We start from the raw sequence: 7,457 nt of genomic DNA, 5'->3' as shown, positions 1-7,457 counted from the left end.
ACGCCACCGCCTCAGTCTGACCGATCGGTCAGGGTCTGACCGATCGGTCAGGCATGCTGGGTTGCGGGAGGTGGACCGGGCATGGCCAGAGCGGTACCCGACACGCACGGTGAGATTCTCGCCGCGGCGGCGCGGCAGTTCACGGTGACCGGCTACCGGGGCACCTCCCTGCAGGACATCGCCCGTGAGGTCGGCTGCTCCAAGGCCACCGTGCTCTACCACTTCGCCAACAAGGAGGCCCTTCTCGCCGAGCTGATGGCTCCGGCGATCGGCGTGCTGCGGGACCTCGACGACCGGCTCACCGGCCTGACCGGAACGGCCGCCCAGGAGGTCGCCGCAGAGGGCTTCGTCGACCTCGCGGTCCGGTTCCGGCGGGAGATCGCGGTACTCCGCGGCGAGTTCCCGGAGTTGCTGTGCCAGCCGGCCTTCGCGCACATCCAGCAGATCTCCGACCGGCTGCGCGACGCGTTGGCCGGTCACTCCGACCGGCCGGGCGCGCGGATCGCCGCGCTGGTGCTGCTCGCCGGGATCTCCGAGGCGTGCGGCGAGTTCGCCGACATCACCGACGACGACCTGCGCTCCGCCCTGCTCACCCTCGTCCGACGGGCCGTCGAACCCGTCGACGCGGCCCTGCCCCAACAACCCACGACCGAGGACAAGGACTCCTGATGGCCACCCTGCTCTACCGGCTCGGCCGGGGCGCGTTGCGCCGGCGACGGCTCGTCGTCGCGCTCTGGCTCGTCGTACTCGTCGTCGCCGGCCTGGCCGCGGCGACCCTGCGCGGCCCGACGGCGAGCAACTTCACCATGCCCGGCACCGAGAGCCAGCGCGCGCTCGACCTGCTCAGCGAGCAGTTCCCCGCGGCCAGCGGCGCCACCGGCACCATCGCGGTCAAGGCCCCGGCCGACGGTCAACTGGGCACCCCCGAGGGCCAGGCCGTGGTGCAGGAACTGGTCCAGGAGGCCTCGGCGCTGCCCGGCGTGGTCGGCGCGGTCAACCCGCTCCAGGTCGGCGCGGTCTCGCCCAACGGCCGGTACGCGCTGGTCCAGGTCCAGTTCGCCACCGGCGGCGACGAGGTGACCGACGAGCAGCGCACCGCGTACGAGGAGGTCGGTGCCGCCGTCGAGGCGAAGGGTTGGCAGGTCGCCCCGGGTGGCGAGGTGCTCGGCGGCGAGCCGGAGATCGGCTCCACCGAGGCGATCGGCGTACTGGTCGCCGCGATCGTCCTGATCATCACGTTCGGCTCCCTGGTGGCCGCCGGGATGACCATGCTCAACGCGCTGATCGGCGTGGGCGTCGGCATGGCCGGGCTGTTCGCGCTGAGCGGTGTCATCGAGTTGACCAGCACCGCGCCGATCCTGGCGCTGATGCTCGGCCTCGCCGTCGGCATCGACTACTCGTTGTTCATCACCTCCCGGCACCGACAGAACCTGCTCGAAGGGATGTCCCCCGAGGAGGCGGTCGGCCGGGCCGTGGGCACCGCCGGCTCCGCGGTGGTCTTCGCCGGCGCCACTGTTGTCATCGCCCTCGCCGGCCTGGCCGTGGTGAACATTCCGTTCCTGACCGTGATGGGTCTCGCCGCCGCCGCGACGGTCACCATCGCCGTGCTCGTGGCGATCACCCTCCAGCCCGCGCTGCTCGGCTTCGCCGGCCACCGGGTGCTCCCGCGCCGGCTGCGTGCCGTGCCCACCGCGACCGTGGCCGACGGCGTCGGCACCGACGAGGACGACACGGACGTCACCGACCGGCCGGCCGCGACCACGAGCCCGATCGAGGACCGCACCGGGTTCGGCTTCCGCTGGGCGCGACTGGTCACCCGGTTCCGGGTGCCGGTCATCCTGGTCTCGCTGCTCGGCCTGGGCCTGCTCGCACTGCCCACGCCGGACATGCGGCTGGCCCTGCCCGACGCCAGTACGGCGACGGAGGGCTCACCGGCCCGGGTGGCGAGTGACCTGACCACCGAGGGCTTCGGTCCGGGCTTCACCGGCCGGCTCGCGGTGGTCGTGGCGGGCGACGACGCGCAGGCGACCGCCGCCGCCGTGCCGCAGGTGATCCAGCGCACCGAGAACGTCCTCGCGGTGGCGCCGCCGCAGCTGAGCCCGGACGGTCGGACCGCCCTGCTCGGCGTGGTACCGAAGACCGGCCCGACCGACGAGGCCACCGAGACCCTGGTGCACGACGTCCGCGAGGCGGTCGGCGGGGTGCAGGGCGCCGACGTGCTGCTCACCGGCGCGACCGCCATCGGTATCGACGTCTCGGAGAAGCTCTCCGACGCGCTGCCGATCTACCTGCTGCTGGTCGTCGGGCTCTCGGTGCTGCTGCTGATGCTGGTGTTCCGCTCGCTGCTGGTGCCACTGAAGGCGGCGCTGGGCTTCCTGCTCACCGTGGCCGCCACGTTCGGCATCACGGTGGCGATCTTCCAGCAGGGTCACCTAGCGAGCCTGGTTGGCCTGGACACCCCGGCCCCGCTGGTCAGCTTCCTGCCCATCCTGCTGATCGGCATCCTGTTCGGGCTGGCGATGGACTACGAGGTGTTCCTGGTCTCCCGGATGCGGGAGGACTTCGTCCACGGCGACACCGCGCGTGAGGCCACGATCAGCGGCATGGGCCACGGCGCCCGGGTGGTCACCGCCGCCGCGCTGATCATGATCTCCGTCTTCGGCGGTTTCGTGTTCCTCGACGACCCGATCATCAAGTCGATGGGCTTCGCGCTCGCCATCGGTGTCGCCATCGACGCGTTCGTGGTCCGGATGACCATCGTCCCGGCGGTGATGTCGCTCCTCGGCGACCGCGCCTGGTGGCTGCCCCGCTGGCTCAACCGCGCCCTGCCGAACGTGGACATCGAGGGCGAAGGCCTGCGCACCCACCTCGGGGACCGCACGCCGACGCACGTCTGACCCACCGATGGTGGAGGTGTGGTGCCCGTCGGGCACCACACCTCCACTGCGTTGACCGCCTGCTCACACGCCCGCCGGATAGGTCTCCATCTCACCGGGGACCGCCGGCACCGGTAGCGGGTGCAGGGCGCTGGTGTCGTCGCACCAGATGAACGCGTCGTAGCGTTCGCCGATCCGGGTCGGCACGTAGTTGCCCCAGGACTCGAACGACGGGTCGTAGACGACACCGATCGCCCGGTGGTCCACGGTGTCGGTGACCCAGCCCGGCTGGTCGTCGCCGCCGAAGATCAACACGGCCCGCTCCGGCATCAACTCGTGCAGCCGCCGCTCGATCGACCCCTCCCGGGCCGGCGGCACCACCATCGCCTCGGCCGGCGAACCCCAGCGGGGTGCGGCGATCGCCGTGCCCCGGTACGTGCCGAAGCCGATCAGGACGACCGCGTCCTCGCCGTGCCGCTCCCGAGCCAACTGACCGATGTTGACCATCCCGTCGGCGGTCATGTCGGTGGCCCGCGCGTCCCCGACGTGCGTGTTGTGCGCCCAGACGATGCCCCGGGAGTCCGGACCGTACCGGTCCAGCAGCCGGTCCAGGGTGTCCTGCATGTGGGTGTCGCGGATGTTCCACGAGTCCGGCCCGCCGGCCACCATTGCCCGGTAGTAGCGCTCCGCGCCGGCCACCACCTCCGCGTTCTGCCAGGCCGAGAAGCGGTCCGGGCCGTCGGAGAGGGCGTGTTCGCGGGTCCGGGCGAGCAACCGGACGACCTCCTCCTCGCAGCGGGCCGAGACGAACCGGCTGGCCGCGCCGTACTCCTCGACCCTCTTGCCGTACGGCTCGAAGCACCGGTACGCGTCCTGCGCCGCCTCCAGCGACTTCGGGTCCTCCTCCCCCAGGTAGTCGAAGATCGCCTGCATCGACTCCCAGAGGCTGTACACGTCGAGCCCGTGGAACCCGGCCCGTTGCTCCTCCGGCCGCTCCACGTTCCAGGCCCGCAGCCAGCTGGCGAACCGGGCCACCTCGGCATTGGCCCACATCCAGGTCGGCCATCGCTCGAACTCGGCGAGCGCGAGCTGCGGTTCGAGCGCGCCGCCCGGCGCGGCAGTCACCGACCGGTGCACCCGATCACAGTCGGGCCAGTCACCCTCCACGGCGACGAAGGAGAACCCGCACTCCGCGATCAGTCGGCGGGTGAGCTGCTCACGCAACCGGTAGTAGTCGTAACTGCCGTGGGTGGACTCACCGATCATCACCACCCGGGCGTTGCGAACGCGCTCCAGCAACGGGTCGAAATCGCTCGGCGCGCCGAGCCGCTGAACCAGCATGCCAGCGGCTACCCGGCCGCCGCTGCGGCAAACCGTGGGCGCGTCGCGGGCCGACACGCCGGCCGCCGGGCCGTGGTGGGTGCCAACCACACCGGTGTACGACCACCGCGATCGGGTAGCCGGCCGACATGACCGTCACCGGCGTGCAGTTGCAGGAGTACCTGGCCGGGCTCGACTACCCGGTCTCGCGGGAGGACCTGATCCGCTGGGGTCAGGAGAACGGCGCCAGCACCGCACTGCTGCAGATGCTGCAGGCGCTGCCCCCAGAGCAGTTCAATTCCCCCGACGAACTGAACGCCGCCCTACCCACCCCCACCTAACCCCCCATCCACCCCCCGACCTCCCACCCCACCGACCTCGGTGATCAAGAGGTTTGCGTCGTGCCGTACCGCGTGTCGTGACGCAAACCTCTTGATCAACAAGGGTGGGGCAAGGGCAGGGCAAGGGCAGGGTTCGGGTTCGGTTAGGGGAGGGGGATGGTGCGGGATTCGGTGCGGGCGGTTTCGGCGGCGGCGAGGATGGTCACGACCTCGCGGCCGAAGCGGACGTCGCAGCGGTGGTCCCGGGTGCCGGCGCGCACCTGTTCAATCAGTTGGTCGATGGCGACGCCGAACGCGGTGGCGGGGTCGTTCTCCCCGGACGGGACATTCTCGATGCCGTTCTCGCCGTAGAACACGAACTCCCGGGCCATCGACTCGGTCGGGGCATCCAGCGAGAGCGAGGCGCTGCTGGTGGCACCGCCCTCGTGGGTGAGCAGCAGGTGCACCATCCCGCTCGGTCCGTTCATCGCCGCCACCTGCGTCACCCGACCCAGCACCGGCAGGAGGATCGACAGGGCGTGCGGGGCGATGTCCCAGAGCGCTCCGTGCTCCCGACGCCACAACGAGCCGCCGTACGGGCTGCCGTCCTGGAAGATCGAGGCGAATGCGGTGGTCCGACCGTGCTGCCAGCCCCCGGCGGCGGCGGTGGCGGCGAGGAACGCTGTCACGTTCGGCTGGAACCGCTGGGTGAAGAAGACGACCGAGGCGACCCCGGACTCCTCGGCGGCGGCCACGACACGGTCGGCGTCGGCCACGCTGAGCGCCAGCGGCTTGTCCAGCAGCAGGTGCCGGCCGGCGCGGGCCGCCCGGACCGCGATGTCGGCCTGGATGTCGGGCGGCAGGGCGACGGCGATCGCCTCGCACTGCTCGATCAGCGCGTCGACGTCGGCGTAGGCGGGCACCCCGTACCGTTCGGCCAGCGCGGAGGCCCGCTCCGGGTTGCGACCCCACACCCCGACCAACTCCGCGTCGGGATGGGCGTGCAGTGCCTTCCCGTGCGTCTCGATCGCCCAGTGACCGGTGCCGAACAAACCGAACCGCACGTGTACCTCCGCTGTTTCCCCGCACCGCGGCAACGCCACGGACGTGATCCACGCTAGTCGCCCCGGCGCCCATGCTGGCGGCGGGTTCGACCAATCGAAGCAGCCCACCTTCGTTTCGGGGACGCCGTCGCGCCAACCGCCGGCTGACGGCAGACGCCGGTGCACCGACAACGCCGGTGGCCTGACGGCACCGTCCGCGCGATCCCGGACGCCCCCCGCCCGCGCTCCCGGACGCCCCCGCCCGCGCGCTCCCGGACGACACCGTCCGCGCGCTCTCGCCGACGTCAGGTCCGATTGCCGCCAGACACCCCGGGGGTGGCGCGGCAGTGTCGACGACATGCCAACGACGAATCCAGCGACGGCCAGCGGCGCCGTGACGTTTGACCACTGGTACGACTTCGCCGAGGGCGGCCCCGTGCACCGCGCGCTGCTGCCGTTCCCGTCGACGGCGCCCGCGCCGTTCGAGGTCGCGCGCTGGTCGGTGGCCCCGAACACGTCCAACGACCTCGATGTCCATCGGTCCCGCGAGGTGTGGATCATCGTGTCCGGAACCGGGACGTTGACGTTCGCCGACCGGACGGCGGTGCTGCGGGCCGGGGACGTCACGGCGTTCGAGAGCAGGGTGCCGCACCAGATTCGCAACGACGGACCGGACCCGCTCGTCGCCATCTCCGTCTACTGGCTGCCGGCCGCCGACTGACGCCCACCGGAAGGCGTGGGAACAGGAACCGGGGAGACGCCTCGACGGGCCCTCGTCACACGCGGAGAGGCAGAGCACCCGCTTACTACCGATCGTGCTGTCGCTGCTCGTCGCGGTGTGGGCGCTGGTGGCGGCGGTACGCCACCGGCCGCCGGACCGGGTGCAGTTCGTCGGTCTGGCCGTACTCGAAGTGGCGTTGCTGGTGTTGACAGTGCTGGCGCTCGTCGCGGTCGGTGGCGGGGAGCGGCCCGGCGAGCCCGGCGCCTTCTTCGGCTACCTGGTCACGCTGGTGTGCCTGCCGCCACTGGCCTGGGTGCTGGCCCGGATGGAACCAACCCGCTGGGGCTCGGCGATCGTGTGTGCGGTCTGCCTGGTGGCCCCGGTGGTGGTGGTCCGGTTGCAGCAGACCTGGGAGGTGCTCGGTGGTTGAGACGGAGCAGCCCCCCCGGCGTACGAACTCCGGCCCGGGTCGGCTGTTGATCGCGGTCTACCTGCTCTTCGCGATCGCGGCGACGAGTCGGGCCGGCCTGCAGATCGCCACCAAGTTCGACGAGGCCCCGGTGGCGTACCTGCTCTCCGGGGTGGCCGCGCTCATCTACATCGTGGCGGCGGTGGGATTGGCCCGCGCCGGGCACGCCGGCCGGCGGGTCGCGCTGGCATGCTGCTCCGTGGAACTGGTCGGGGTGGTCGCGGTCGGCATTCTGAGCCTGGTCGACAGGGAGCTGTTCCCGGACGAGACGGTCTGGTCGGGGTTCGGCAGCGGGTACGGCTACATCCCGCTGGTGCTGCCGGTGCTCGGCCTGCTCTGGCTCTGGCGCACCCGCCGCGCGCCGGCCTGACCCGGCGACGAGGGCGTCCCGCCGAGCGGAGCGCCCTCGTCGGCAGCGCGGGTCAGTCCCGGGGGCCGCCCGCGACGTAGATGACCTGACCGGAGACGAAGCCGGCACCCTCGCTCGCCAGGAACGAGATGGTGTGGGCGACGTCCTCCGGCCGACCCGGGCGACGGACCGGGATCTCGGCGGCGGCGTGCTTCTGGAAGTCGTCGAAGTCGACCTTCATCCGGGCGGCGGTGGCGGCGGTCATGTCGGTGACGATGAAACCGGGTGCTACCGCGTTCACTGTCACCCCGATCGGACCCAGTGCGAGGGCGTGCGTCTGGGTGACGCCCTGCAGACCG

The 7,457-nt window shown here is 71.7% G+C and carries 9 protein-coding genes; 6 read left to right on the top strand and 3 right to left on the bottom strand.

The features are described 5' to 3' along the window. Nucleotides 1-81 precede the first annotated feature (81 nt). Together KBX53_RS16005 and KBX53_RS16000 are read left to right on the top strand one after the other, a co-directional pair. Nucleotides 82-669, top strand: a complete 588-nt coding sequence (locus tag KBX53_RS16005; protein ID WP_051708568.1) for a TetR/AcrR family transcriptional regulator — start codon at nucleotides 82-84, stop codon at nucleotides 667-669. Beyond that, nucleotides 669-2,897, top strand: a complete 2,229-nt coding sequence (locus KBX53_RS16000) for an MMPL family transporter (RefSeq protein WP_210860105.1) — start codon at nucleotides 669-671, stop codon at nucleotides 2,895-2,897. Before KBX53_RS16005 ends, KBX53_RS16000 begins: the two co-directional genes overlap by 1 nt. 63 nt (nucleotides 2,898-2,960) lie before the next feature. Here KBX53_RS16000 and KBX53_RS15995 read toward each other — a convergent pair whose 3' ends face one another. Continuing rightward, nucleotides 2,961-4,217, bottom strand: coding sequence for an erythromycin esterase family protein (locus KBX53_RS15995; RefSeq protein WP_210860104.1), 1,257 nt, complete (start codon nucleotides 4,215-4,217; stop codon nucleotides 2,961-2,963). 128 nt (nucleotides 4,218-4,345) lie between these two features. On the opposite strand from KBX53_RS15995, the gene KBX53_RS15990 reads away from it, so the two are divergent. Then, a complete protein-coding gene (locus tag KBX53_RS15990; protein ID WP_030333097.1) occupies nucleotides 4,346-4,537 on the top strand; it encodes a DUF2795 domain-containing protein in 192 nt (63 codons plus the stop codon). A gap of 143 nt (nucleotides 4,538-4,680) precedes the next feature. On the opposite strand, the gene KBX53_RS15985 is transcribed toward KBX53_RS15990, so the two are convergent. Continuing rightward, entirely contained in the window at nucleotides 4,681-5,580 is a 900-nt protein-coding gene (locus KBX53_RS15985; protein ID WP_030333096.1) for a Gfo/Idh/MocA family protein, read from the bottom strand. A gap of 337 nt (nucleotides 5,581-5,917) precedes the next feature. On the opposite strand from KBX53_RS15985, the gene KBX53_RS15980 reads away from it, so the two are divergent. The 3 genes from KBX53_RS15980 (at nucleotide 5,918) to KBX53_RS15970 (ending at nucleotide 7,119) form a co-directional block, all read left to right on the top strand. After that, a complete protein-coding gene (locus KBX53_RS15980; RefSeq protein ID WP_081883871.1) occupies nucleotides 5,918-6,280 on the top strand; it encodes a cupin domain-containing protein in 363 nt (120 codons plus the stop codon). 91 nt (nucleotides 6,281-6,371) lie between these two features. Beyond that, on the top strand, nucleotides 6,372-6,710 hold the full coding sequence (locus KBX53_RS15975) for a hypothetical protein (RefSeq protein WP_210860107.1): 339 nt from the start codon (nucleotides 6,372-6,374) through the stop codon (nucleotides 6,708-6,710). Further along, nucleotides 6,703-7,119: a hypothetical protein gene (locus KBX53_RS15970; protein WP_210860103.1), complete on the top strand. Its 417-nt coding sequence runs from the start codon at nucleotides 6,703-6,705 to the stop codon at nucleotides 7,117-7,119. The genes KBX53_RS15975 and KBX53_RS15970 overlap by 8 nt, the downstream gene beginning before the upstream one ends. Nucleotides 7,120-7,171: 52 nt before the next feature. On the opposite strand, the gene KBX53_RS15965 is transcribed toward KBX53_RS15970, so the two are convergent. After that, a partial coding sequence (locus KBX53_RS15965; RefSeq protein ID WP_210860102.1) for an SDR family oxidoreductase occupies nucleotides 7,172-7,457 on the bottom strand: 286 nt, incomplete at its 5' end.

It is taken from the genome of Micromonospora sp. M51 (genome assembly GCF_018070305.1).
Lineage (GTDB): Bacteria > Actinomycetota > Actinomycetes > Mycobacteriales > Micromonosporaceae > Micromonospora > Micromonospora parva.
The sequence above is the reverse complement of the archived record's forward strand: the minus strand, read 5'-3'. Positions and strand labels throughout refer to the sequence as shown.

Excerpts from the sequence above, each read along its gene's own strand:
- KBX53_RS16005 (WP_051708568.1), top strand. The coding sequence starts at position 82 with ATGGCCAGAGCGGTACCCGACACGCACGGTGAGATTCTCGCCGCGGCG.
- KBX53_RS16000 (WP_210860105.1), top strand. The coding sequence starts at position 669 with ATGGCCACCCTGCTCTACCGGCTCGGCCGGGGCGCGTTGCGCCGGCGA.
- KBX53_RS15995 (WP_210860104.1), bottom strand. The coding sequence starts at position 4,217 with ATGCTGGTTCAGCGGCTCGGCGCGCCGAGCGATTTCGACCCGTTGCTG.
- KBX53_RS15990 (WP_030333097.1), top strand. The coding sequence starts at position 4,346 with ATGACCGTCACCGGCGTGCAGTTGCAGGAGTACCTGGCCGGGCTCGAC.
- KBX53_RS15980 (WP_081883871.1), top strand. The coding sequence starts at position 5,918 with ATGCCAACGACGAATCCAGCGACGGCCAGCGGCGCCGTGACGTTTGAC.